The sequence below is a fragment of the Streptomyces sp. HB132 genome (assembly GCF_016909575.1).
In the GTDB taxonomy this organism is placed as follows: domain Bacteria; phylum Actinomycetota; class Actinomycetes; order Streptomycetales; family Streptomycetaceae; genus Streptomyces.
Genome location: NZ_JAFBGA010000003.1, coordinates 605,569 through 628,634, shown reverse-complemented (window position 1 = coordinate 628,634; position 23,066 = coordinate 605,569). Strand labels below are relative to the sequence as shown.

26 protein-coding genes are annotated in these 23,066 nt (G+C 71.6%); 15 read left to right on the top strand and 11 right to left on the bottom strand.

The features are described from left to right. Positions 1–75: 75 nt before the first annotated feature. Positions 76–1,350, top strand: coding sequence for an LPXTG cell wall anchor domain-containing protein (locus tag JOC24_RS10555; RefSeq protein ID WP_205019928.1), 1,275 nt, complete (start codon positions 76–78; stop codon positions 1,348–1,350). A gap of 162 nt (positions 1,351–1,512) precedes the next feature. Here the strand turns inward: JOC24_RS10555 and JOC24_RS10550 are convergent, their stop codons facing one another. Then, positions 1,513–2,208, bottom strand: a complete 696-nt coding sequence (locus JOC24_RS10550; protein WP_205019927.1) for a MerR family transcriptional regulator — start codon at positions 2,206–2,208, stop codon at positions 1,513–1,515. Between the two features lie 84 nt (positions 2,209–2,292). Here JOC24_RS10550 and JOC24_RS10545 point away from each other — a divergent pair, with 84 nt between their 5' ends. Continuing rightward, complete coding sequence (locus JOC24_RS10545; protein ID WP_205019926.1) at positions 2,293–2,769, top strand: DUF6194 family protein; 477 nt, start codon at positions 2,293–2,295, stop codon at positions 2,767–2,769. 117 nt (positions 2,770–2,886) lie between these two features. Here JOC24_RS10545 and JOC24_RS10540 read toward each other — a convergent pair whose 3' ends face one another. Beyond that, positions 2,887–3,555 (bottom strand): TetR/AcrR family transcriptional regulator, encoded by a 669-nt coding sequence (locus JOC24_RS10540; protein WP_205019925.1) that lies wholly within the window; start codon positions 3,553–3,555, stop codon positions 2,887–2,889. A gap of 676 nt (positions 3,556–4,231) precedes the next feature. On the opposite strand from JOC24_RS10540, the gene JOC24_RS10535 reads away from it, so the two are divergent. Genes JOC24_RS10535 through JOC24_RS10510 form a run of 6 tightly spaced genes read left to right on the top strand, consistent with a single transcriptional unit; the run spans position 4,232 to position 9,344 of the window. Next, positions 4,232–5,524, top strand: coding sequence for an ATP-binding protein (locus JOC24_RS10535; RefSeq protein ID WP_205019924.1), 1,293 nt, complete (start codon positions 4,232–4,234; stop codon positions 5,522–5,524). Positions 5,525–5,543: 19 nt separating this feature from the next. Next, positions 5,544–5,975, top strand: a complete 432-nt coding sequence (locus JOC24_RS10530) for a roadblock/LC7 domain-containing protein (protein ID WP_205019923.1) — start codon at positions 5,544–5,546, stop codon at positions 5,973–5,975. Further along, positions 5,972–6,325: a DUF742 domain-containing protein gene (locus JOC24_RS10525; RefSeq protein ID WP_205019922.1), complete on the top strand. Its 354-nt coding sequence runs from the start codon at positions 5,972–5,974 to the stop codon at positions 6,323–6,325. The genes JOC24_RS10530 and JOC24_RS10525 overlap by 4 nt, the downstream gene beginning before the upstream one ends. Then, positions 6,303–6,899 (top strand): ATP/GTP-binding protein, encoded by a 597-nt coding sequence (locus tag JOC24_RS10520; protein ID WP_307792661.1) that lies wholly within the window; start codon positions 6,303–6,305, stop codon positions 6,897–6,899. Before JOC24_RS10525 ends, JOC24_RS10520 begins: the two co-directional genes overlap by 23 nt. Further along, positions 6,896–8,086, top strand: coding sequence for a cytochrome P450 family protein (locus JOC24_RS10515; protein WP_205019921.1), 1,191 nt, complete (start codon positions 6,896–6,898; stop codon positions 8,084–8,086). The genes JOC24_RS10520 and JOC24_RS10515 overlap by 4 nt, the downstream gene beginning before the upstream one ends. 7 nt (positions 8,087–8,093) lie before the next feature. Continuing rightward, positions 8,094–9,344, top strand: coding sequence for a cytochrome P450 family protein (locus tag JOC24_RS10510; protein WP_205019920.1), 1,251 nt, complete (start codon positions 8,094–8,096; stop codon positions 9,342–9,344). 126 nt (positions 9,345–9,470) lie between these two features. Here the strand turns inward: JOC24_RS10510 and JOC24_RS10505 are convergent, their stop codons facing one another. Continuing rightward, on the bottom strand, positions 9,471–10,028 hold the full coding sequence (locus JOC24_RS10505; protein ID WP_205019919.1) for a flavoprotein: 558 nt from the start codon (positions 10,026–10,028) through the stop codon (positions 9,471–9,473). A 98-nt stretch (positions 10,029–10,126) separates the two neighbouring features. Then, positions 10,127–10,639, bottom strand: coding sequence for a hypothetical protein (locus JOC24_RS10500; RefSeq protein ID WP_205019918.1), 513 nt, complete (start codon positions 10,637–10,639; stop codon positions 10,127–10,129). 196 nt (positions 10,640–10,835) lie between these two features. On the opposite strand from JOC24_RS10500, the gene JOC24_RS10495 reads away from it, so the two are divergent. The 5 genes from JOC24_RS10495 to JOC24_RS10475 all read left to right on the top strand — a co-directional run bounded on the left by JOC24_RS10495 (position 10,836) and on the right by JOC24_RS10475 (position 13,603). Beyond that, the gene (locus JOC24_RS10495; protein ID WP_205019917.1) at positions 10,836–11,051 is read left to right on the top strand and encodes a hypothetical protein; all 216 of its coding nucleotides are present in this window, start codon (positions 10,836–10,838) and stop codon (positions 11,049–11,051) included. A gap of 6 nt (positions 11,052–11,057) precedes the next feature. Further along, positions 11,058–11,402 (top strand): hypothetical protein, encoded by a 345-nt coding sequence (locus JOC24_RS10490; RefSeq protein ID WP_205019916.1) that lies wholly within the window; start codon positions 11,058–11,060, stop codon positions 11,400–11,402. Positions 11,403–11,518: 116 nt separating this feature from the next. Continuing rightward, entirely contained in the window at positions 11,519–11,953 is a 435-nt protein-coding gene (locus JOC24_RS10485) for a DUF7144 family membrane protein (protein WP_205019915.1), read from the top strand. Position 11,954: 1 nt separating this feature from the next. Continuing rightward, positions 11,955–13,346 (top strand): DUF1254 domain-containing protein, encoded by a 1,392-nt coding sequence (locus JOC24_RS10480; RefSeq protein ID WP_205019914.1) that lies wholly within the window; start codon positions 11,955–11,957, stop codon positions 13,344–13,346. Positions 13,347–13,381: 35 nt separating this feature from the next. Further along, the gene (locus tag JOC24_RS10475; RefSeq protein ID WP_205019913.1) at positions 13,382–13,603 is read left to right on the top strand and encodes a DUF2277 domain-containing protein; all 222 of its coding nucleotides are present in this window, start codon (positions 13,382–13,384) and stop codon (positions 13,601–13,603) included. 26 nt (positions 13,604–13,629) lie between these two features. On the opposite strand, the gene JOC24_RS10470 is transcribed toward JOC24_RS10475, so the two are convergent. From JOC24_RS10470 to JOC24_RS10455, 4 genes are all read right to left on the bottom strand, one after another. Beyond that, positions 13,630–14,283, bottom strand: coding sequence for a DedA family protein (locus tag JOC24_RS10470; RefSeq protein ID WP_205019912.1), 654 nt, complete (start codon positions 14,281–14,283; stop codon positions 13,630–13,632). A 239-nt stretch (positions 14,284–14,522) separates the two neighbouring features. Continuing rightward, positions 14,523–14,981 carry a DoxX family protein gene (locus JOC24_RS10465; protein ID WP_205019911.1) on the bottom strand — a complete coding sequence of 153 codons (459 nt, stop codon included), beginning with the start codon at positions 14,979–14,981 and terminating at the stop codon, positions 14,523–14,525. Between the two features lie 112 nt (positions 14,982–15,093). Next, complete coding sequence (locus JOC24_RS10460) at positions 15,094–16,770, bottom strand: alkaline phosphatase D family protein (RefSeq protein WP_205019910.1); 1,677 nt, start codon at positions 16,768–16,770, stop codon at positions 15,094–15,096. Between the two features lie 89 nt (positions 16,771–16,859). Continuing rightward, on the bottom strand, positions 16,860–17,504 hold the full coding sequence (locus JOC24_RS10455) for an HNH endonuclease family protein (protein WP_205019909.1): 645 nt from the start codon (positions 17,502–17,504) through the stop codon (positions 16,860–16,862). A 239-nt stretch (positions 17,505–17,743) separates the two neighbouring features. Between JOC24_RS10455 and JOC24_RS10450 the strand changes: the two genes are divergently transcribed. Beyond that, entirely contained in the window at positions 17,744–18,478 is a 735-nt protein-coding gene (locus JOC24_RS10450) for an ABC transporter permease (RefSeq protein WP_205019908.1), read from the top strand. Between the two features lie 77 nt (positions 18,479–18,555). Here JOC24_RS10450 and JOC24_RS10445 read toward each other — a convergent pair whose 3' ends face one another. Both JOC24_RS10445 and JOC24_RS10440 read right to left on the bottom strand, forming a co-directional pair. Beyond that, positions 18,556–19,218, bottom strand: a complete 663-nt coding sequence (locus tag JOC24_RS10445) for an HAD-IA family hydrolase (protein WP_205019907.1) — start codon at positions 19,216–19,218, stop codon at positions 18,556–18,558. A gap of 174 nt (positions 19,219–19,392) precedes the next feature. Then, entirely contained in the window at positions 19,393–20,367 is a 975-nt protein-coding gene (locus JOC24_RS10440) for a peptidoglycan-binding domain-containing protein (protein ID WP_205019906.1), read from the bottom strand. Between the two features lie 139 nt (positions 20,368–20,506). Between JOC24_RS10440 and JOC24_RS10435 the strand changes: the two genes are divergently transcribed. Continuing rightward, a complete protein-coding gene (locus tag JOC24_RS10435) occupies positions 20,507–22,552 on the top strand; it encodes an MDR family MFS transporter (protein WP_205019905.1) in 2,046 nt (681 codons plus the stop codon). Between the two features lie 15 nt (positions 22,553–22,567). Here JOC24_RS10435 and JOC24_RS10430 read toward each other — a convergent pair whose 3' ends face one another. Continuing rightward, the gene (locus JOC24_RS10430; protein WP_205019904.1) at positions 22,568–23,044 is read right to left on the bottom strand and encodes a GNAT family N-acetyltransferase; all 477 of its coding nucleotides are present in this window, start codon (positions 23,042–23,044) and stop codon (positions 22,568–22,570) included. Between the last annotated feature and the right edge of the window lie 22 nt (positions 23,045–23,066).

The window sequence follows — 23,066 nt, the reverse complement described above, 5'->3', positions numbered from 1 at the left end:
CTTCCCGAGTCGCATCTGCGTGCCCCATTCCGCTGCGACCCCTTCTCTTCTTTACCCGAACCTCGAAGGGCTTTTGTGAAGATTCGCCGCATTCTCGCGACAGCTGTTGCAGCCGCAGTGACCACGCCTGCCGTCCTGCTGTCGGTCACCCCCGCGTTCGCCGACGGCAAGCCGGCAGCGCAGACGCAGGAGAAGCCGTCCCTCGCGGAGCTGGAGAAGGCCGCCGCCGCGGCACAGGCCGTCTACGACGATGCCGTAGCGGCCGAGAGTGCTGCCGTCGCGGCTCTCGAGGCGGCCGGCTCCGACACCGATCCCCTGACCGTGGCGGCCCAGGAGGCCGCGGCCGCGGCGGTGGCCGCAGCCACCGCGAAGACCGACGCCGACCAGGCGGTCGTCGACGCCAGGGCGGCGCTCGAGAACCTCCCGGAGACGGCCACCGACGAGCAGAGGACCGCCGCGGAGACGGCCCTCGCCGAGGCGGAGGCCGCCGCCACGGCCGCCGGCGAGGTCAAGACCGCCGCTGATGCCGAGGCCGCGGAAGCCGCGGACGCGCGGGACGACGCGCGGGTCGCCGCGGCCCGGGCGGTAGGCGTGGCGAGGAAGGCCACCAAGGCGGCGCTCGCCGACAAGACCGCCGCCGACGAGGCGCTGGCCAAGGCGAAGGAAGAGGCTGCCGAGGAGGGCGACGACGACTGCGTCTCCGAGGCCCGGCTCACCACGGTCGTCAAGGGGCTGCCGTCCACGGTGGTCGCGGGCACGAAGGCCGACTTCGAACTCCGGGTGACCAACGGCTCCGACGAGACGATGGACAGGGTGTTTCCGTTCGCCTACATCGACGCGACCGACCGGAGCGGCCTCAAGGACCTCGGCGACCTGGTGCACCTGCAGTGGTTGCCCGCCTCCTCGTCGACATGGAAGAACGTCGACAACGAGCACTACATGGACCCCATCAGCCGGCTCGGGGCGGGTGCCCACGCCGACCTCAAGATGCGCCTCAAGATCGACGCCTCGGCACCGGCGGGCAACGGGGTCACCTTCGTGGCCGGTGACTACTGGAACGACAACGGCACCTGCGGCAGGGGCCCGGACCTCGAGGGTTACGAGTTCCTGATCGCCGCCGCGGGCAGCAAGCCCGGCAAGGTCGACGACGCCGAGCCGGGCACGACCAAGCCGAACACCTCGGACCTCAAGCCGCAGAGCAGCACGTCGGGCGGACCCGTCCGCGGCAGCCTCGCCGCCACGGGCACGTCCTCGACGTCGCAGCTCGCCCTCGCGAGCGGCGCGGCCCTGGCGATCGGTGCGGGCGCGGTGTTCGTCGTACGCCGCCGCAAGGCCGACTCGCACGCCTGACGCGTGAGGCGGGGTGTGGACCGGGCCCTCCGGCCCACACCCCGACCGTCCGACGGGCCCGACACCGCAGGCGCGGTGTCGGGCCCGCTGTCGTACCCGGCCCGACAAGCCGGCGGAGCACACGTCGGAGCGTGCTCCGGACGGGTGTTGACGGAAGGGCGGTCACTTCCCCGCGGCGGCGAGGACCGCACTGAGTGCGGCGGTGGCGTCGAGCAGGGCACGGGAGCGCGCGGTGATGCTCGCGTCCCGGGCGGTCAGCGCGGCCTCGACGTCTTCTTGCGCGTACCCGTGCCGCAGGCGCGGCATCAACGCCCGGAGCGGGTCGATCCGGTAGCCCGCGCTGCGCAGTTGGTGCACGATCCGGGCGTCCCGGGCCTGGGCCGGTGAGTACCGTCTCGTCCCTCGCGGGGGCGACCGGTCGGGCACGGCGATGCCTTCGGCGTCCCAGTGCCGCAGTGTCGACGGGCGTACTCCGAGCGCGGCGGCGAGTTCCAAGACGCTCATCGAGTCCGATGCGCGTACGTCTTCGACCGGCTCGGAGGCGATCGCCGCCACGGCCTCCCGGGCGAGTGCCAGGTCCGTACGCTCCCGGTCGAGCCCGGCGTGTGCCGCGTCCAGCACGGCGAGCGCCTCTGCGGCCGGACGCTCGTGCACGGCACGGAGGATCCGCTTGGCCTCGACCGGACCCGCGCCGCTCGCGAGCGCGCGGTAGGCCAGTGCGGACTGCAGGTGGGTCTCCCCGTAGATCCGGTAACCCGCAGCCGTCCGCGTCGCGGGCGGCAGGACACCGTCGCGTTCGAGGTTGCGGACCTGTTGGACGGAGCACCCGGCGTGACGCGCCACATCGACCGTGCGCATGACCGATTTGAGGGTTGGCACCCAACACCTCGCAGGTTTCCGGTTCGAAGTCTCCACAAGCACCTTAATGAAACGCTTGAGCACATGACCATCGACGAGATCATCGACTTCGTGGAACGGCTCAGCGGGGGCCTGGCCTTCAGACCGGAACCCGGCGACGGCTCACCGGAGATCAGCTGGGGGGACGTCTTCTTCTACTACGCTCCCGACGGTGTCGTGCCGGAAGCGACCCAACCGTTCGCGACGATCGTGACGAAGAACTACCCGGGCGACGAGAGTTCGCGCCTGGACCGCCCCGACACCTTCCGCGTCAACGTCGCCGCGGGCAAGAAGGAGTTCATCGGCCGGACGGGCCACGCACCGCGCGAGCAGGCCGTCGACGCCGACCCCGGTGTCACGGACGCCGTCATCGCCCACCCCGTCCACGGTCCCGCCGCCTGGCTCGCGGTGGTGAACCCGGGCCGGCGGACGGACGAGGCGGTTCGTGGGCTGCTCCGCGCGGCCCATCAGCGCGCCCGCGCGCGCCACGAGCGACGGACAGGACCGGCACCGGGTCGGTAAGCGGCCTCCGCCGGCTTTCCCGAACAGCCTTCCTCGTGGAACTCTCCGAAGCCGAGGCGGCGGAGGGCGAACCGACGTCCGGGCAGGCTCCCCGTCCTTCAGGGCGGGGAGCGGAAGTCACGTGTGTGGTGTTGTCTCGGAAGCCTCGTGTACCTGACGGCCGCGGTCGCGTGAGAAGTCGACGAGCATGACGTGGCGGGGGTTCCCGACAACTGTCAGCAGGTTCTTGTACATGGTGCACATGCGGTCCTCGATCTCGTCGAGGTTCTGGTCGACGACCTGGGTGATGAGGGTGAGACCGGCCCATGCTCCGGCCAACTGATGCGCTGTCATCGGGATGTCCACATCCGGTCCCAGCTCGCCCTGCGCCTTCGCCTCGGTCAGCTGCTGGATGCTCAGTGTGATCCAGTCGGGCCACGGGGTGCCGTAGGTGGTGGGCGCGTCGCGAGCGATGGACAGGCGCAGGGCGGCCCGCAGGCCGGGCTCCCTGGTGGTGCGGTAAATCATGAGCATGCCTGTGTCGACGATTTCCTGGAGCTTGATGCTCTGAGGGGCCAAGTCTATTTCCAGCGTGCTCTGCAGCAGTTTCTTCGCCAGGTCCTGCTTCGACGTGAAGTGGTAGTAGAAAGCGCCCTTGGTCGCTCCGGCGGCGGCGATGATGCGGTTGACCGATGCCCCGCCGTAGCCTCTGGCCTCGAATTCCTGTCCGGCCGCGTCGAGAATCTTTTGCCGGGTCAGTCCGGCGCGACCCTTGGTCGGTTGTCCAGGCCTTGCGCGGTCTGCCATTGCCGCCCCGCCCTTCGTTCGTCTGTCGCGGTGTCGTGGCACGGTCGTGCGCGATGCTCCCGCCGCTGCCCTCGTCGCGGCAGGGCCGAGGGGACGGCTGGATCAGAGCCGGAGCGCGCGCTGCGCGACCCACTCAAGATCACTTCCGCATTCTTCCAGGCGGGGCGCCGGAACGCACAGTTCGCCCTCGCCGGCCCAGGGCGGCGAGCAGGACCCGACGCAGGCGGGGGCGAGCGCCCTGGGCCGGGGGCTGCCTCGTGGTCCCTCACCGGCGTACTCGACGGCCTTCGTCGTCCTGCTCCTCACGCTGCGCGCCTCCTCGGAGTCGCGGGCTGTCGTGGGGCCCATGGTGCCGGTGAGTTACCTGACTTGACCGTGCGCCGAGTGACGTCGCACACTGTGGCCCGCGAGAACAGACCAGGTGGTCTCCTGGGGGTGGCCTCTGGGGACGATGTCGCAAGAACGTTGCGCGCAGCGGTAGTTGGGGCGTATGCGGATTACCCGCAGAGGCTGCTGGTCTGGACTCCGATGCGTAGCGGGGGCTGCCGGACATGGCAACGCTTCTCGCTCGCCGATGGCCCCGGCTTGATGGACCAGGTGGGCCGCGTTCCACGTGTTCGAGCCGGTCCGGGTCCGGGGCGGTCGACGTGACGACGTGGGCCCGAGGGAGACGTGGATGGATTTTCTGATACAGGCAGGTGCCACAGGAGTGCCCCTCGCCGCAGCCCTGGCGGGCGGGAGCGCAGCGATGTACTACCGGCGCCGCGCGAGGAAGCTGGAGCACCGTGCGACCCGGCTGGCACGGGAACGGAACGCCGAAGCCGCCGACCTCGAGGCCGTCGCGGTCGCGCTCGACAGGCTGGCCTACGAGGTCGTGCCGGCCATGGTGCAGGCCGACCCGGAGGCGCGCATGCGCTTTCCCGGCCTGCTGCCGACATCGATCGAGGGCTCCGCCGTCGGCGAACGGTTGACCGCGCTCGCACAGTCACTGGGACACGCCGTCCAACAGGTTCGCGCCGAGGAGGCCACGGGGGCCGCCGACCGGCTGGCCGAGACGCAGAGGGCGGCCGAGGAGGCGACCTGGGCGGTGGTGCGTGGTGTCGCCACCTCCATGGTCGCCATCGCGTCCCGACTGAGCCGGCAGGTCAGCATGGGTGCGCGTGAACACGCCGACGACCAGGCGTACGCGTCACTGATGGCGATCGACCGGCACGGCCAGCAGCTGCTGCTCGCGGCGCAGAACTACCTGGTGCTCAGCGGCGGGAAGTTGTCGCGGAGATGGCCCGACTGCACGGTGGTCGACGTGGTGCGGGCGGCCATGGGTTACCTGGAGGGTTTCGAGCGGATCGAGCACAAGGAGTCAGGGACCCCGGGGACCGCCGTGACGGCCCGGGCCGTGGGCCCTGTCATCCACGCCTTCGCGCTGCTGCTCGACAACGCACTGCGCTACTCACCGCCCACCGCGCACGTGGAGGTCCGCCTGACCGAGGGGTACCACGGGGTGACGGTAACCATCGACGACGCGGGGATGGGCATGAGCCCCGAACAGGTCGCCGAGGCCCGGGAGGTGTTGTCGGGGGCGCTGGTGAACGACATCGCGCTGGAGGCGCAGCCCCGCGTCGGCTTCCGAGTGGTCGCGGCGCTGGGCCGGGCCTACGGGTTCCAGGCCGACGTGCAGGCACTTGCCTTCCAGGGCACCCGTGCGCTGCTGTTCCTGCCGAAGTCACTTCTGACAACGGTGGCGGAGCCCGCACCGTCGCCGCCCGCCCCGGATGTGCCGCCGGTGGCATCCGCCACCACCGAGAACGGCCTGACGGTTCGCCGGCCCCGCCGCGCGGCACCGCGGCGCACGACCGCCGCGGCCGGACAGGAGGACCTCGCCTCGGCTCAGCCCGGCCGGGCGAGTGTGGCCATGGCCTGGGCGCACGGGATCGGCCGGGGACGCCAGGACTCCGTCAACGACGACTGACTGACAAGGGAAAGTGACCATGGGGATGACCTTCGCGAACACCCACGCCAACGCATTGGGCTGGCTCCTCGACGAGAGCCTGGGCAGCCTCAGCTCCGTGCGGTGCGCCGTACTGATCAGTTCCGACGGCCTGCTGCACTCCCGTACGGCGGATCTGCCGCAGGACGCGGCGGAAAAACGGGCGGCGATGGGTTCGGGACTGCTCGGTATAGCGAGGGAGTACGGCGCCGTGTCCGAGGGCGGCGGGTGCCGTCAGGTACTGATGGAGCTGGAGGAGCGCCTGTGCCTGATCGGACAGGCCGGGACGAACATGCTGCTGCTGGTGGAGACGACCGGACCTGACGCCGACATCGCTGTCATCGCGGGGCAGATGGAACTGCTCGCCCGGCGCGTCGGCCAGCACATGAGGGTCGCGGACCGGCTGCCATCCGAGCACGCCCCGCGCCAGTGACCGGTCCGCGGCCGGACCCCGACCTCGTACGTCCCTTCGTCCGCGCCGGCGGGCGGGACCGGCCGCCGGCATCGGTGCGGCTGGAAACCCTGGTGCGTGCCGCCGGCGATGCGTGCGGCACGCTGCCGCCGGACGCCCACCGGGTGATGGACCTGGTCGGCGGGGCGCGGGGTGCGCTCGCGGTCGCCGACATAGCAGCCGCCCTGGACCTGCCCATCGCCACGGCCCGCATCCTCGTGGCCGACCTGCTCGACTGCCGCAGCCTGGCCACCCCGATCAGTACCCGCTCACATCAGCCCGACATCAGTGTTCTGCAGGAGGTGCTGCGTGGTCTCCGCGCACAGGTATGACCCCGCTCCGACCACGGCCACCCGGTCGGCGAAGATCGTGGTGGCGGGCAGCTTCGGCGTGGGCAAGACGACGTTGGTGGGCTCCGTCTCCCAGGTGGAGCCGCTGCGTATGGACGAGCCGATCACCGAGGCCAGTACAGGCGTGGACGACCTGCGCCGTACCCCGGCGAAGACCACCACCACCGTCGCGATGGACTTCGGGCGCGTCGCGATCAACGAGGACCTGGTGGTGTACGTGTTCGGCACCCCGGGCCAGACACGGTGGCGGTGGCTCTGGAAGAGCCTCGCCGAAGGCGCGCTGTGTGCACTGGTCCTGGTCGACACCCGCAGCCTGGATGAGTCCCACGAGGTACTGGATCTGGTGGAGGACCTCGGCGTGCCCTACGGAGTCGCCGTGAACACGTTCGACGGCGCGTCCCGGTACCCGACGGACGAGGTCCGCCAAGCCCTCGCGCTGGCGGAGGACGTGCTGCTCACTGTCTGCGACGCCCGTGAACGGGTCTCTTCCCTGAATGCTCTGATCGACCTGATCGAGCACCTGACCGCGTCCCACCCCCTGGAGCTTCAGCCGTGACCCCTCACACGCCTGCCTCCCATGTCCCCCTGTGGGACGAGGCGTTCGCCGCGGACCCGCACGGTGCCTACAGGCAGATGCGAGCCAGGTACGGGCCCCTGGTCCCTGTCGAACTCGCCCCCGGAGTGCCCGCCACACTCGTCATCGGCTACGCGCAGGCCGTACGCATCCTGCACGACGAGCCGCGCTTTCCTGCGGACCCGCGGCAGTGGCAGACCTCGGTGCCCGACACCTGCCCGGTCAAACCGATGCTGGAGTGGCGGCCCAACGCGATCCGCTCCAGTGGCCGCGAGCACGCCCGGTACCGGGAGGCGAACAGGGCCGCCCTCCATGGCGCCGACCAGCATCGGCTGCGCGGACTGGTCGAGCAGGTCTGCGAGGAGGCCATCGGCGGGTTCCAGGGCCACGGTCAGGCCGACCTGCTGAATCAGTTCGCCTGGAAGGTCGCCTTCGATGTCCTGTCCGAACTTCTCGGCTGCCCCGACGGCATAGGGAACCGCATCGCCAACGGAATCATCGAGCTCTTCGACGGAGTGAACGCCATCCGCGGCAACGAGATCCTCGGACAGGCGGTGGCCGACCTCGTCACGCTCAAGCGGCTACGGCCCGGCAATGACGTCACCTCCCACCTGCTCGCACACCCGGCGCAGCTGACCGACACGGAGATGAGCCACCAGGTCGTCACCCTCTACGGGGCGGGGATCGAGCCCGTGGTCAACCTGATCACCAACACGCTTCTGCAGTTGCTCACCGACCCGGTGGTCTCGGGGGACGTCCACGCCGGTGGCGCCTCCGTCCGTGAGGCCCTGGACCTCGTCCTGTACCGGGACCCGCCGATGGCCAACTACTGCGCCTCCTATCCGCCCCATCCCGTGGAGATCGACGGATACCTGCTTCCCGCCCACCAGCCGGTCGTCATCTCCATGGCCGGCTGCAACAACGACCCCGCCGTGGGTGCCCCTTCTTCCGGCAGCCGTGCCCATCTCGCCTGGGGTGCTGGACCGCACGCCTGCCCCGCCCGCCCGATCGCCCACCTCATCGCCGAGACCGCCATCACCCACCTCCTGGACGCCCTGCCCACGATGGTGCTCGCCCGCCCGGCGCAGGACCTCACCTGGCGGCCCGGCCCCTTCCACCGTGCGCTCACCCACCTGCCCGTGACCTTCCCTGCCGTCACCAGCCACTGAGGACTCCATGACCCCCTTCAGCGAAGAGCCCCTCGTTCTCGACCCCGCCGGCGCCGACCGGCACGCCGAGCACAGGCAGCTCCACGCCCGCGGGCCCGCCACCCCGGTCGACATCCTCGGCGTCAAGGCCCACGCCGTCTCCGATCCGGACCTGCTCAAGGAGATGTTGACCAGCCCCGCCGTATCCAAGGACGGGCGTGCGCACTGGCCGATGTTCGCGGAGGTCGTCCAGACCTGGCCGGCCGCGCTGTGGATCGCGGTGGAGAACATGTTCACCGCCTACGGGCAGGACCACCGCAGATTGCGCCGGATGGTCGCCCCGGCCTTCTCGGCCCGCCGGATCAAGGCGCTGACCGATGTCGTGGAGGACGTGGTCGACGGCGTCCTCGACGAGCTCGACTCCACTTACGCCGCCGGCGAGACCGTCGACCTGCGCGAGCGCCTCGCCTATCCGGTCCCGATCGCCGTCATCGGTAACCTCCTCGGTATCCCCGCCGGTGACCTGGCCCGATTCCGCACCGTGATCGACGGCGTGTTCGACACCACCCTCACCACCGAAGCCGCGGCCGCGAACACCAAGGCCCTGTACGAGATCATCGGACAGCTCGTGGACACCAAGCGCGCGGAGCCGGGCGAGGACCTCACCTCCCACCTCATCGCCGTTCGGGACGGTGACGGCGACGGCAAGGGCCTGACCGAAGCCGAACTCCAGGGCACGCTCCTGCTGATGATCAGCGCCGGGTACGAGACCACCGTCAACGTCATCGACCAGGCGATCAGCCTTCTGCTGACCCACCCCGAGCAGCTCGACCACCTCCGGTCGGGCCAGGCGAACTGGTCCGACGCCGTCGAGGAGACCCTCCGTCTGGAACCGCCCGTCACCCACGTGCCCCTGCGTTACGCGGTCACCGACGTCCCTCTCGACAACGGGCGGACGATCGCGCGTGGTGAGGCAATCCTCGTCTCCATCGGCGCCGCCAACGTCCACCCCGACTGGCACGGTCCCACCGCAGGCGACTTCAACGTTCAGCGCGCGAACCACGACCATCTCGCCTTCGGCTACGGCATGCACTTCTGCCTGGGGGCCCCTCTGGCTCGCCTGGAGGTCGCCACCGTCCTGCGCCGCTTGTTCGAGCGGTTCCCCCAGATCGCCCTCGCTCCCGATCGTGGCGATCTGGCACCTCTGGGCTCCCTGATCAGCAACGGCCACACCGCCCTGCCCGTCCGGCTCCGCCTGCCCGGGACGCCGTCGGACTGAGGTAGATCCCCTCGTGTCCCAAGTGGGTACCTCGCCGGGCGACGCGGTCCCGTCCGTGACGCGTTCGGCGAGGTCGTCCGCTCGAGGAGATGTTGCGTGACGTCACGAGCGACAGGTGTTCCCGCGTCAGCCGGCCCGCAAGTCCGTGCTCGACAGGATCGCCGCCCACGGAAGCTCCCTCCCGGCCGGTTCCTGACGTGGTTCGTGCAGAGGCCAGACATCCGCCCCGTACACCAGGGACACGCCGGCCCTGCGCAGCGTCCCGAGGTGTCCCTCCCATGCCGGGTGGCGTGCGTGTGCCGCGTTGATCCTGGGGAACACCACCACGGGTACGTCGAGGGTGCCGAGTGCTTCGCCCACCTGGGTCAGTGCCTGGTTGTCGGCGATGCCCGTCGCGAGCTTGGCGACGTAGTTCGCGCTCGCCGGTGCGACGACGTAGCGGTCGGCGACGGGGTGCGGACGGGGCTGCGCCGGCAGACGGGGTGTGTCCCGCACCGGCAGGCCGGTCAGTGACTCGAGTCGGTCCAGTTCACCGTTCGCCCTCAGCCAACGGCCGGCGGTCGGTGTGAGGGTCACGGCCACCTGCCAGCCGAGCGCGAGGGCCGGTTCCACCAGCCCGGTGCGAAGCGTCTCGAGCCCGTCGGTCGCCGTACCCACGACGCCCAGCACTCCGCGGCTGTCCACGCCCACCGTTCCTCCACCTGCCTCGGTCCGCCACTCGGCCGGTAGTACATCAGAGACGCGCACCGGACACCGGTCGCCGCCGCATGCCGGGCCGTGACTCAGCCGGCGATGCCGAGATCCTCACGCATGATGCGGTGCATGGCGCCGAGTTTCGGGTCTGCGGCCTTGAGGTCCAGGAGCAACCGCACGGCCGTCTCGCCCTCGCGGGGCAGACCGCGGTCGATGCGCTTGAGCGCGGCGTCCACCCCGGCCAGGACCACGTTGAGTTCACGGGAGGCGGCGAGGACGGCGTCGGGAACCATCATCTGGGCCTCGGCGTACCGGTCGCGGTAGTCGCGTCGGCCTTCCTCCAGCTGGGCCCGGTCGTCGTCGGTGTAGACGCCGTCGCGCATGCGGTGGAGGGCGTCCTTGAGGAGCGTGTGGAAGTGACCGGTCGCCCGGTTCATCGAGGTGTACGCGGTACGCCGGTCATCGAGCAGCCGTCGTCTCTCCTCCGCCTGTCCCTCCGCCGCGCGCTGGCGCTTCGTCACCCAGCTCGTGATCACCGGTGCGAAGAGCGTGCCGAGCACTCCGACGACCGCGGTGACCATGGCGGCTATGGCTGCACTCATGCCGATGACCCTAGTCATGCGCGCCCCGGACCGTCGCGGTGATCAGGGGACCGGTGCCGGGCGGGGCGTCCGGCGGGTCCCCGTGTCCGGCACGGGAAGCGTCGATGTGCGGGTCCTCGCGTCGATCCACCGGTCCCCGGGACGCTCGGGCGGGCCCCGGGATGCGAGCGGGCGAGGCGCAGGGGACCGTGGAGGCATGTCCGAGCATCCCCCCGTGATCGTGTACCCGCCCTCGTCGACCGGTGGGCGGCGGGTGACCGTGCGGGGGCAGATCGTCGGGCTGGCGCACGGGCGCGGGGACGTCGCCTCGTTCCTTCGGCGCGCCGGGCTCGCCCGGGGGGCCGATGAGATCGACCTGGAGCAGCCGGAGTTGATCGAGTGGCGAGGCGGAGACCTCGACACCTGGAGGTGAGCCCCCGTGAAATTTCGTGGAGCACACCGGCATGAGGCTTCACTCGAACCTCCCCCCGGCTACTACGGGGCGGGCGACGGCACTCCCGACGCCACGCAGCGGGGCCTGATCCTCGACTGGGTGGTGAGCCGACGGGTCGCGGCGGGATGGCGGGTGGAGTCCCGGTCCGGGAGCCAGGCCGTGCTGGTGCGCGGGCAGCCGGTCAATCACGTGCTGCACGCCCTTCTCACGGCCTTCTCCTGCTTCGTGTGGGGCGCGGTGTGGGCGGCCCTGGCACTGACCTGCAAGGTCGAGAGGGTGGTGCTCACCGTCGACGCACAGGGGCAGGTCATCACCGTGGGGGCGCCCTGAGCAGGGCCACGGCTGTCACCCGAACGGGTGCGTCCGGGTCGTGGCCGGTGAGGACGTCGCACAGGGTCGGAGCTGCCCGCAGCGGTGTGGGGCGGCCCGTCCGAGTGGAGGAACCGATGACCCAGTCAGCATCCGCCCCCGGCCCGTCGCGCCCCGCCGCCCCCGGCCCCGACAGCCCCTGGGCGGCGAGCGGCGCGATGTTCGCGGGGGTCGTGCTCCTCGTCGACGGCGTGCTCGCCGTCGTCAAGGGCATCGCGGGCGTCGCGTCCGACGACGTGTACACGCGCATCAACAACTACACGTTCGAATTCGGCATCACCGCCCGGGGACGGATCCACCTGATCCTCGGTGTGATCCTCGCGTTCGTCGGATGGAGCGTCCTCGAGGGCGCGGCCCGGGCCTGGGGCGTCGGTATCGGACTGGCCGCGCTGAACCTGATCGCCAACTTCGTCCGGCTGCCGTACCAGCCGGTGTGGGCGATCATCTCCGTCGCGCTGGACACCTTCGTGATCCGGGCCCTGTGCGCCCACCGGACGAAGCCGGTCATCTGACGTGGCCGCGGGGCGAGGCGGCCTGGAGCCGGACGCGATCACGGCGCTGGCCGCCGACGCGTACGTCTACGGTTCGCCGCTCGTCCGCCGGCTGTCGGCCGTCCAGGCCTGCCTGCGGGACGGCTGCGGAGCGCCGGCGCCCGCGGAGTTCAACGACTTCGCCCACGCGGACGGGCCCGCCACGCCGGGCACGCACGTCCCGTTCGCCCCGGCGGACCTCGTCGACGCCCTCGCCCAGCTCGACCTGTCCGGAGGCCCGGTCAGGCTGCACGTCCCCGACACCGCCGGGGCGTACTTCGTCCTGCAGTTCGTGGACGCGTGGAGCAACGCCTTCGCCTACCTCGGGCCCCGGGTGACCGGCGCCGGGGAAGGGGACTGGATGATCGTGCCGCCCGGTTGGGCCGGCACCGTGCCCGACGGGGTGTCGGGGGTGATCGACGCGCCGACCTCCGTCGTCTCCGTCGTCGGCCGCCTGGCGTGCGACGGGCCCGAGGACATGCCCCGGGTCAGGTCCCTCCAGCAGGAGCTCACGCTCACTCACCTCGGTGACAGGGCCCACCGGACCAGGCTCCCCGCGACCGAGCCGGGAGTGCCGGGGGAGCTGCGGTTCTTCGAGGAGCTCCGGGTGTGGATGGGCGACTTCCCGCCCTCCCGGGCCGACCGCGCCTACCAGGACCGCTTCCAGCCCCTGGGACTCCTGGAGGAAGGCATCTCGCCGTACGTCTCGGCCGGGCCCGGCCTCGTGCGCGCGCTGGGCCGAGGGCTCGCGCTGGGCAGGCTCCGGGTGGAGGAGGTCGCCCGCCGCACCGCGGTGACCGCCGACGGCCCGCCGGGCGCCTGGCAGAAGCACCCGCACCTGCGCGACTACAACCTGGACCACTTCGGAGTCGGCACGCTCGGACCACCGGAGTGGGTGATCTCCGACCGGGAGGCGTCGTACCTGGTCAGGGCTGTCGCGGCCCGGCGAGGCCACTGGCTGCCCCACGGGTACGAGGCGGTCTACGCGCACACCTCCCGTGACTCCCGGGGCCGCCCCCTCCACGGGGCCCACCGCTATGTGCTGCGCCTCGCCCAGCCGCCGCCGGTCCGGGGGTTCTGGTCGCTGACCGCGTACGACAGCCCCGGGGGTCACCTGGTCGCGAACGCCGCGGACCGGTACGTGATCGGGGACCGGACACGCGGGCTCGTCCACGGTGCTGACGGCTCGCTGACCCTGCACCTCTCCGCGGAACGCCCGGCTGACCCGGTCGAGGCGGCGAACTGGCTGCCGGTGCCCGCGGGCGGCTTCCTGCCGGTGATGCGACTCCACCTTCCCGACCAGGCCGTTCTCGACGGGAGATACGTCATCCCGCCGGTGGATCCGCTCGGGGACGGGCCGTCGCGTAGGTCCTGAGGCGTGATGTCAGTGGCGCGTCGCACACTGGAGGCATGTGCCGCAGCATCAAGACGCTTCGTCCGCCAGCCATCCCCGAAGAGGCCACCGAGGAGGAGATGAGAGCGGCCGCCCTGCAGTACGTGCGCAAGGTGTCCGGCTTCCGTGCGCCCGCCGCGCACAACCAGGAGGTCTTCGACCGCGCCGTGGCAGAGATCGCCGAGGCGACCCGGCGGCTGCTCGACGGTCTGGAGATAAGGGGCGCCGCCCGGGGCTGAGCGGCGGGGGCGGCCCGGTCCGGGTCTCAGACTCCTGCCGGGGCTCCGCCGGCCGCGGGTGTGTGGGCGGGGCGACGGACGACGAGGGCCGCCAGGGTGCCCGCCAGGAACAGGGCGAGGACCGACACGGCGGTGCCCAGCCAGCCCGCGCCCAGCCACTGACCTCCGAAGTAGCCGAGCCCCACGCTGTACACCGCCCAGGCCACTCCGGCCACGGCTGACCACGGCAGGAATTCCTTGATCTTACGGTGAGCGGCGCCCGCGCCCAGGGAGACGACGGACCGGCCTGCCGGTGCGAAACGGGCGATGACGACCAGCACCCCACCGCCGTGGCTGAGCGCCGCGCCGAGGCGTTCCTGCGCGGAGGTGAGCCGACGCGACCGGGCGATGGCCCGGTCGAGGCGCTCGCCGCCGCGCCAGGCCAGGCGGTAGGCGACGAGGTCGCCGATGACCGAGGCGGTGGCCGCGCAGAGGGTCAGGACCAGGAGCGAGGGGACCTGCCGGGCGGCCTCCCCGGCAGTGGCGGTGACCGTGGTGGTGCTCGCGGCCGCGGCCGTGGCCGCGGTGATGACGAGTACACCGCTGGGGAGGACGGGCAGGAAGACGTCCAGGAGTACCGAGAGGGCGACCACCGCGTAGATCCATGGGCTGCCGGTCAGCGCACCCACACTCTCGAGCACTGTCCACTCCCCGTTCCCCGAATTCCGTGCCGACGCTGCGTGGTCGCAGGGCGGAGAGCCGCGACGCCACGACGCCGCAAGGGGAGCGGCAGGAGCGGTAGGGCCAGCTGTACAGCGTACGCCTGCCGTTCACCCGGTTCACCTGGTATTCACCGGCTGGGCGGTCGATGTCGTGCAGCTCACCACGACTCCGGCCCTCCGCCTCGGAGGGCGGGGGGCCGGAGTCGTGGGACGTGGGGTCAGACCGAGACGGTCCGTGCCTTCTCGCGGGCGGGCTCCCCCTCGGGCTCGGAGCCGTCGCGCGAGGAGAACAGCCGGTCCACGGCCACGGCGCCGGGGCCGGTGAAGACCAGCAGCAGGAAGGCCCAGCAGAAGACGGCGGAGGCCTCGCCGCCGTTCTGCAGGGGGAACAGCGACTCGGGCTGGTGCACCTTGAAGTACGCGTAGGCCATGGAGCCGGAGGAGATGAGCGCGGCGACACGGGTGCCGAGGCCGAGCGCGACCAGGGTGCCGCCGACGAGCTGGATGACCGCGGCGTACCAGCCCGGCCAGGTGCCGGTGGGGACGGAGCCGCCGCCCGCGGAACCGCCGAGGACCCCGAAGAGCGAGGCGGCACCGTGGCAGGCGAAGAGGAAGCCGATGACGACACGGAAGAGGGCGAGTGCGTAGGGCTGGGCCCGGTTCAGGCGTATGGACATGGGGGGTGGGGCTCCTTCGGTCTGGGGACGTGAACCGATCGGGGCCCATCAGGTTAGGGAGACCTGAATTGTGCTTGCAAGTTCAACATTCTGTCGACTGGCTGAAAATTGGTCATTCGTTCGATGTCAGCGTGCACTCCAGAACGCCCTCGAGCTGTGCCCCCGTGGACCTGGCTCTGGCCTGAACCAATGACAGTGCGGCTTTCCGGCCGTGCAGTGTGAGGGTCATGAGCTGATTGCCGAACCAGGGTCCGCCCGTCTTGCGCCAGCGCATCGGCGGGCGCCCCGTCCGCCCGTGGAGCGCCAGCGCGCGCCCGAGCCATCGGCCCGCCCGGCTCCAGCCGAAGCGGAAGCCGGCGCGTATGTAGCCGGGGACGGAGTTGTGGACGGGGGAGCAGGTCAGTTGCAGGACGCGTGCGGTGCGGGTGCCGTCCGGGACGGAAGCGGACCACTGTGGTTCGGCGATGTAGGCATGGTGCACATCACCGGAAAGCACGCACACCGTCGCCGGTGCGTCCGGACCGCGGCCCGCTTCCCTCAAAAGCTCCGAAAGGTGGCGGAAGGACTCCGGGAACGCGGCCCAATGTTCCAGGTCCGCGGCCCGCCGTACCTTTTCCCCGCGGCGCGCCCAGCGTTCGCCCCGCTCGCCGCGGCACAGTGCCGCGTTCCACGCCTCCGCGTCATGGACGAGAGGCGGCAGCAGCCACGGCAGTGAGGTGCCGACCAGCAGATGGTCGTAGGCACCCGGGTCGGCGAGCATCTCGTCCCGCAGCCACCGGGCCTCCTCGTCGCGGAGCATCGACCGCTGCTGTTCCTCGAGGGTCCGGGCCGCCCGGGTGTCCACCATGAGCAGCCGTACTCGGCCGAAAACGCGCCGGTAGCTCCACCGGACCCGTGCCGGATCGGCGTCCGCGGCCGCCGCGTGGTCGCGCAGGGTCTCGGTGCCGTCCGGCACGGCGCGCACGGCGGCGTAGACCGGGTCGGCCTCCAGGGCGTCGGGGGAGAGGTTGCCGAGGTGCTGATAGACCCAGTAGGACATGAGCCCGCTGACGATCCGCTCGTGCCACCACGGCGTGCGACGCATGTCGCGGACCCAGGCTTCGCTGGTGTTCCAGTCGTCCACGACGTCGTGGTCGTCGAAGATCATGCAACTGGGGACCGTGGACAGCAGCCACCGCACGTCCGGGTCGCGCCAGGACTCGTCGTAGAGGTGGGTGTACTCCTCGTAGTCCGCGACCTCGGCGCCGGGGGCCTCGGACAGGTCGCGGCGCGCCGCGAGCCGTCGCCGGGTGGCCTGCGAGGTCTCGTCCGCGTACACCTGGTCGCCGAGCAGCAGGAGGACGTCCGGGCGTACGGCCGCGGGGTCGGCGGCGAGGTGCGTGGCGAGCGTGTCCAGCGCGTCGGGGCCGATCGGGTCGTGCCCGTGTGCGGGCGGGGCCGCCCACCGGCAGGAGCCGAAGGCGACCCGCACCGGACCCGCCTCGTCCGGCTGCGGTACGGCGGGCGTGCTGATGGTGCTCGGCGGGAAACGGGAGTCCTCGGGCGGCCACACGCGGCGGCCGTCGAGCAGCACCTCGTAGGGCGTGGTCGAGCCGGGTGTCAGACCCGTCACCACGACGAGGGCGTAGTGGTGCCCCTGGACGGCGAACGTGGGCGCGGCGCCGGCCGCACCGTCCGCGCAGCGCACCTCCGCCGTGCAGGGCCTGGTCGCCTCCACCCAGACCGTCGCCCGCGAACCGGACTCCCAGTCGACGTACCTCAGCAGTGGTCCCAGGCGTAGCCCGGCCATGTGTGCCCTCCTCGCGTCGCCGTGACCGATGGCTCCGTAGGGTACGGAACGACGGAGGAGGGCGGGTGGTTCCGCCGGGGCGGGAGGGGTCAGCAGCCGTTGAGCACGGACTGCAGGGCGCTCTTCTCGGTGGAGTCGACGGTCATGTCGTAGTAGTGCTTCACGTGCACCCAGGCGCGGGCGTAGGTGCAGCGGTAGGCCGTGCGGGACGGGAGCCACTCGCCCGGGTCCTGGTCGCTCTTGGACTGGTTCACGTTGTCGGTGACCGCGATGAGCTGAGGACGGGTCAGGTCGTTGGCGAAGGACTGCCGCTGGGCGGTGGTCCAGCTGCTGGCGCCGGAACGCCAGGCCTCGGCGAGCGGGACCATATGGTCGATGTCGAGGTCGGACGCGGCGGTCCAGGTGGCTCCGTCGTACTCCGAGTACCAGCTGCCACTGGTCGCGGCGCACGCGGAGTCCTGTACGACGCCGGTGCCGTCGCGCTTCAGCACCACTTCACGGGTGTTGCAGGCTCCCGACTGGGTGATCCAGTGGGGGAACTTGTCGCGGCTGTAGCCGGACGAGGAGCCCTCGGCGGAGACGCTGAGCTGGCCCAGATACGTACGGGCGGTCGAGGCGCTGACCGGGGTGGGCATCGCGGCCTGGGCGGTCGGGGCCGTGAGGAGCCCCGTGGTTGCGGCGAGCGCGGCCGAGGCGGCGACGACGGCTATGCGACGCGCGTAGATACCTGACATGTGAACTCCCTTGACGTGGGGGGATGTTGCGTCGGTGGCCTGCGGAGCCAGGCCATCGTGGCGGCGCCGGGTTTCGGTGGGGTGGTCGCCAGGTAACAGAGTGACGACATGCGCACGTCACATCAAGGGTTTGGACGATCGCGCTGACGTCCCGTCCGAAAGGTGTTCGAGGAGCGGTGTTGACGGACCGAAGGTTCCGGGGGAGGTCCGGGCCCGTGTGCGGCCTCTAGGGTGGCCGGGTGCTGCTTCCGGTCAGTCCCCTGCTGGGCGTCGTGCTCGCCCTGCTCCTGGTGTCCGCCGTCGCCGTCGCCGCGTGGGCCTCGCTGGGCCGGGCCCGCGAGATCGCGGTCGCCGGGCTGCGTGCCGCGGTCCAACTGGTGGCCGTCTCCCTGCTCATCGGCTGGGTGGTGGACTCCCTGGGGCCGTTGCTCGGCTTCCTGCTGCTGATGTTCGCCGTCGCGGTGCGCACCTCGGGCCGGCGGATCACCGCTAACCGCACCTGGTGGTGGGCCGCGCTGCCGATCGGCGCGGGCGTCGTGCCCGTGGTCCTGGTGCTGCTGCTCACCGGGCTCCTCCCGGTACGCGGCATCGCGCTGATCCCGGTCACCGGGATCCTCATCGGGGGCGCGCTCACCGCGACCGTGCTCGGCGGGAGGCGCGCGCTGGACGAGCTCGGCACGCGGCGGGGAGAGGTGGAGGCGGCCATGGCGCTCGGCCTGCTGGACCGGGACGCCCGGCTGGAGATCGCCCGTCCCGCGGCGTCGGACGCGCTGCTGCCGGGGCTGGACCAGACCCGGACCGTGGGGCTCGTCACCCTGCCCGGGGCGTTCGTGGGCATGCTGCTGGGCGGCGCCTCGCCTGTCGAGGCGGGCGCCGTGCAGCTCTTCGTCCTGGTGGCCCTGCTGGCGGTGCAGGTGGTAGCGGTCGCACTGGTACTGGAACTGGTCGCGCGGGGGCTGCTGCACCGGGAGTGAAGGCGCCGCCCGAGGTGTGCCGGAGGGCGGTCCCGGGCCGGGGGCTCAGGACCCGGGACGGACCGCCGGGGGGAGGGTTACGGAGCGTCGATGTGCAGGCGGATCGAACCGCCCGCGCCCGCTTCCACCCGGAGCCGCGTCAGGTCCTCCACATGGGCGTCGGGGGATAGGGCGGCCGCGCGCGGGCCGACGCCCACGACGCGCATGCCGGCTGCCCGGCCCGCCGAGATGCCCGCCTCGGAGTCCTCGAACACGATGCAGTCCGCGGGGTCGAAGCCCAGCTCGGCCGCACCCTTGAGGAAGCCCTCGGGGTCGGGCTTGCTGGCTCCCACCATCTCGGCGGTGACGCGGGTCCCGGGCATCGGCAGGGCCGCAGCCGTCATCCGGGCGCGGGCGAGCGCCTCGTCGGCCGAGGTCACGAGCGCGTGCGGGAAGCCCGCGATCGACGTCATGAAGGCGGCCGCACCACCGATGGGCACGACGCCCTCCGTGTCGGCGGTCTCCTCGGCCAGCATGATCCGGTTCTCCGCGTGGTTCTGCTCCATGGGGCGGTCCGGAAGCAGGGCGGCCATCGTGGCGTAGCCCTGGCGGCCGTGGACCACCTTGAGCGCGGCTTCGGGGTCGAGGCCCTGCGCGACCGCCCAGCGGCGCCAGCAGCGCTCCACCACCGCGTCGGAGTTCACGAGGGTGCCGTCCATGTCCAACAGGAGGGCGCGGGCTTCGAGGACGGTGGCCGGCATCGGCATGCTCCAGAGCGCGGGGGAACAGCTCGTGGCTGCGGAGGAAGAAAACAAGCAGCCCCGCCCGCCGGTCAGGGAGAACGAGCGGAGGCTACTTTGTTCCCACACGATACAAAAACCTGCGCCGAAACGCCAATCCGGTGGCCGGAAGCGTCGGAGCGAAGCCGTGCCCCCTCAGGAGCGGCGTCCCCCGCCGCTCGTCCGCGCCTCCAGGGCGCGACGCGTCTCCGGGCCGTAGACCCCTGGCGGGTCGCTCCTGACCGACACCCACCGCTGGTACTCGGCGACGGCCTCCTCCACACGCTCCGAGTATTCGCCGTCCTCCGGCCCCCGGTAGACCCAGGCCTCCTGCAGTCGCCGCTGGAGCTCGGAGACCTCGGCGCCGCGGTCCCCGCGTCGCAGCGTGGTCCCGGAGGCCTCCTCGGCGGGCGGCACCGCCGCCGCGGTGGTGGGAGCCCTGGTCGCGGACACGGAGGGCGCCGGCGACTTCGACGGGGCCGCGACGCGCGACGGTGACGGGCTCGCGGACGGGGGCGCGGTCGCCGAGGGCGATGCCGACGCGGACCGGGGCGGCGTGGCCGAGGGGGTCGTGGACGTTGCCGCCGACGGAGACGCGGACACGGAGGCGGCCGGCCCCCCGCTCACCTCCGGCGTGCTCGTCGCGACCTCCGACAGCGCCGCGTCCGTGGTGTCCTCGCCGTCGAACAGTCCGCCGGCGAACGCGGCCGTTCCCACCACCGCGGCGACCGCCGCCCCCACGGCGACCACGGCGAACGGCCGCCGACGGCGCGGCTGCACGGGATCCGGGCCACCGCCCGCATGGGCCGCGGCCGTCCGCCGAAGGGTCTCGTCCGCGACGACGGCGCCGGGCGTCGCGCCCGGCCCCGGCCCCGGCGCTTCGCCCGCCGCACCGTCCAGGAACAGCGGCGTCGTGACGGCCGCCGCCGGGACGGCGTGGTCCTGCGTGTCGTCGCTGTGCAGCCTCACGTACGGACGGATCCGCAACGGGTGGAAGTCCTCGGCCGCCGCTATCTCCGCCGCACGGGCGGCCTGCACGCCCCGCGCGGCCTCACCGGCGCCGCAGGCGCACCCGGCCCCGGGTCTCGCGCTCTGTTCGCCACCGCACTCCGGGCATACCTGTCCGGTCATCGTGGGTTCCCCTCCCCTTCGAACTGCCTGCGATTATGCAGGCCGTCGCGGGGAAGCCCAACGCCCGTAGTGTCGCTCGGCAGGCCATAACGTCACACAGCGGCCAGGATGGGGGTGAAGCGGACCCGAGGAGACGTTCATGGCCCAGCAGCTGAGCCCGCCACCCCTTGCAACGGGCGAGGGGCGGTCCCGGCGGAGCGTCCTGGTGTCCATCGGCGCGCTCCTCCTCGGCATGCTGCTCGCCGCACTCGACCAGACCATCGTGTCCACCGCTCTTCCCACCATCGTCAGCGAACTGGGCGGGCTGGACCATCTGTCGTGGGTGGTGACCGCCTACATGCTGGCGGCGACCGCGGCCACCCCGCTGTGGGGCAAGCTCGGCGACCAGTACGGACGCAAGAAGCTGTTCCAGACGGCCATCGTCATCTTCCTGGTCGGCTCCGCGCTCTGCGGCATGGCCCAGAACATGCCGCAGCTCATCGGTTTCCGCGCCCTGCAAGGACTCGGCGGCGGCGGGCTGATGGTGCTGTCGATGGCGATCGTCGGCGACATCGTCACCCCGCGCGAACGGGGCAAGTACCAGGGCCTCTTCGGTGCGGTGTTCGGTATGACCAGCGTCCTGGGGCCGCTCCTCGGCGGCTTCTTCACCGAGCACCTCAGCTGGCGCTGGGTCTTCTACATCAACCTGCCCATCGGCGTCGTCGCGCTGCTCGTCATCGCCGCAGCCCTGCACATCCCGGTCCGCCGCACCAAGCACCGCATCGACTACCTCGGCACCTTCCTCATCGCCTCCGTCGCCACCTGCCTGGTCCTCGTCGCCTCCCTCGGCGGCACCACCTGGGACTGGAGCTCCCCGCAGATCGTCGCCCTCGCGGTCCTCGCCGTGGTGTTGCTCGTGGCGTTCGTCGCGGCGGAGCGCAAGGCGGACGAACCGGTGCTGCCGCTGAAGCTGTTCCGGATGAGGACCTTCAGCCTCGTCGCCGTCATCAGCTTCGTCATCGGCTTCGCGATGTTCGGCGCCATGACCTATCTGCCGACCTTCCTCCAGGTCGTGCACGGCATCAGCCCGACCCTGTCCGGTGTGCACATGCTGCCGATGGTCTTCGGGCTGCTGCTCACCTCGACCGGGTCCGGCCAGATCGTGAGCCGGACCGGCCGCTGGAAGGTCTTCCCGATCGCCGGAACCGCCCTCACCGTGGTCGGTCTGCTGCTGCTCCACACGCTCTCCGAGACCAGCTCCACCTGGACGATGAGCCTCTGCTTCTTCGTCTTCGGGGCCGGGCTCGGCCTGGTCATGCAGGTGCTCGTACTGATCGTGCAGAATTCCGTCGGCTACGAGGACCTCGGCGTCGCCACCTCGGGGGCGACGTTCTTCCGGTCCATCGGCGCGTCGTTCGGAGTGGCGGTCTTCGGCACCATCTTCACCAACGGGCTGACCGGCCAACTCGAGGACGCGCTCAGCGGCCGTTCCCTTCCACCCGGCGTCGACGCCGGGGCGCTGGCCGCCGACCCCCGGGCCATCGGCCGGCTGCCCGCGGATCTGCGGCCCTCCGTTCTCAGCGCCTACTCGACGTCGATCACCGACGTCTTCCTCTACGCGGCACCCGTCGTCCTGGTCGCGTTCGTCTTCGCCTGGTTCCTCAAGGAGGAACCCCTGCGCGGATCCGTGACGGCGCCCGACAGCAGCGAGACCCTCGCCTCGAACCCGGTCCAGCGTTCCTCGTACGACGAGTGCGCCCGCGCCCTCTCGGTGCTCGCCACCCGTGAGGGACGCCGGGAGATCTACGAGAAGATCACCGAGAGGGCGGGCTACGACCTGCAGCCCGCCTCCAGTTGGCTGCTGCTGCGCATCAAACGGCACGGCACCGTCGAACCCGGCCGGCTGGCCGAGGTCGCACCGGTGCCGCTGAGGGTGATCACCTCGGCAGCCCGTCAGGTGGAGGGGCTCGGCTACGCCCGGCGTGAGGGGATGCAGCTGGTCCTCACCGAGCGGGGGGCGGAGGCCGTGGTCCGGCTGTCCCAGGCACGGGAGGAGTCGCTGGCCGAGCTGCTGGGCGACTGGTGGGGTCCGGACCGGCCCACCGACCTGGTCCGCCTGGTGACGGAGCTGTCGGCCGAGGTGAGCGGATCGAGCAGGGAGCGTCCTCACATGCCCGAACCGCGGCGCGACCACTCGGCCGGCTGACTCCTGCCCCGGGGCTCAGAGCTCCTTGGCGAGCCAGTGTTCCGCGTAGGGGCCCTGGTTGAACGCCGGGACCTGCCGGTAGCCGTGCTTCGCGTACAGCCCGCGCGCCTCGACCAGGTCGTCGCGGGTGTCGAGCCGGATCCGCCGCACCCCGTAGGCCCGCGCTGCGCTCTCGACGCCCGCGAGCAGCCTGCCGCCGCCGCCCGTCGAGCGGAAACCGGGCCGGACGAACACCCGGGTCAGTTCCGCCGTCGCCGCGTCGACCAGCAGGAGGCCCGCGCAGCTCGCCGGTTCACCGTCGTACCGTCCCACCAGGAACTCCCCGGTCGGCGTGGCGAGCAGGTCGACGCCGTCGTCCTTGAGGCCGTCGTCGATCTCCGCCGCGGTCGCCGGCCGGCCCCAGTAACGACTCGCCACCTCGTCGTAGTAGTCGCGCCGCAGCAGTGTCGCCTCAGGGGTGCCGAAGTGTTCGGGGGTCACGGTCCAGGTCATTGGTCCATTCTGTCCAGGGTGT